This is a genomic window from Sandarakinorhabdus oryzae (assembly GCF_009733735.1).
Lineage (GTDB): Bacteria > Pseudomonadota > Alphaproteobacteria > Sphingomonadales > Sphingomonadaceae > Sandarakinorhabdus > Sandarakinorhabdus oryzae.
In genome coordinates, this window is record NZ_WNJP01000337.1 from 1 (window position 1) to 1,105 (window position 1,105).

The window sequence follows — 1,105 nt, forward strand, 5'->3', positions numbered from 1 at the left end:
CGGGTCTGGCCCTCATGCCAATCGGCCGGCGCCGGTTCGAGGAGCGCCTCCTGCCCGGCGATGGCCACCACCCCGCGCGCCCCGGCGCGGCTGACCAGGCGGGCTGGCGCGACCAGGCCCACCGGAAGCGGCTCATCGGCGCGGGCGAAATGGGCTTCGAGTACTGTCTCCCCATCCAGCACCAGCGCGCGGGTGGCGCCGGGGGCCGCCTCGACCAGGGCGCTCATGCCCGCCAGCCGGCGGCCGCCAGCAGCAGACGCGTTTCGTTCAACGGCAGGCCGACCACGCCCGAGAAACTGCCCGACAGGGCGCGCACAAAGGCCTCGGCCGCGCCCTGGATGGCATAGCCGCCGGCCTTGCCGCGCCAATCGCCGCGGCCGATCAACCAATCAATGTCGGCCGGGGTCAGGCGCTGGAACGTCACCACAGACTCGCTCATGCGCTCCCGCAACGTCCCGTTCGCGTGCACCAATGCAACTGCCGTCAGCACGCGGTGGCGCCGGCCCGACAGCAGCGCCAGGCAGGCCCGCGCCGTCGCCTCGTCCTCGGCCTTGGGCAGGATGCGGCGGCCGACGGCGACGACCGTATCAGCGCCCAGCACGATGGTGCCGGGCTGGCGCGCCGCCACCAGTTGCGCCTTCTCGCGCGCCAGCCGCCGGGCATGTTCACGCGGGATCTCGCCGGCCGTCACGGCCTCGTCGATATCCGCCGGGTCGACAGCGTCGGGCACCACGCCCAGCCGCGCCAGCAGATCGAGCCGACGCGGGCTGGCCGAGGCAAGCACGAGGCGCATCAGGCCAACCAGGCCACGCTGGCGCCGTGCGGATGGGCGCGGGCGAGCAGTTGCTCTTCCGGCGCGCCACCACGCCACAGCGTCAACCGCAGGGTCGGCATCTGGGGCGCGGCTGGATCATCCATCTCATAACGAAGCCAGGCCAGCGGCGCGTCGGGCCGCGCGGCAGCGCCCGCCGCCGCCATGTGCGTGGCCAGCCGGGCCTGTGTTGCCGGCGGGAAATATTGATGGGCGATGCTGTGATAGACCAGGGCGATGCTGCCGGCTTCGGGGCGCACCGCGGCCTCGGCCCAGGCGGCGGCATCGGCGGCG

2 protein-coding genes and 1 pseudogene are annotated in these 1,105 nt (G+C 73.8%); all 3 read right to left on the reverse strand.

The genetic code is table 11. The features are described 5' to 3' along the window. Positions 1-227 (reverse strand): annotated as a pseudogene (locus GJ693_RS16100) (hypothetical protein); the annotation flags it as partial. Continuing rightward, positions 224-793, reverse strand: coding sequence for a Maf family protein (locus tag GJ693_RS16105; RefSeq protein ID WP_156257233.1), 570 nt, complete (start codon positions 791-793; stop codon positions 224-226). The pseudogene GJ693_RS16100 and the gene GJ693_RS16105, both read right to left, overlap by 4 nt. Further along, a partial coding sequence (locus tag GJ693_RS16110; protein WP_156257234.1) for a DUF2332 family protein occupies positions 793-1,105 on the reverse strand: 313 nt, incomplete at its 5' end. The genes GJ693_RS16110 and GJ693_RS16105, both read right to left, overlap by 1 nt.

Coding starts and splice junctions, on each gene's coding strand:
- GJ693_RS16105 (WP_156257233.1), bottom strand. CDS start 793: ATGCGCCTCGTGCTTGCCTCGGCCAGCCCGCGTCGGCTCGATCTGCTG.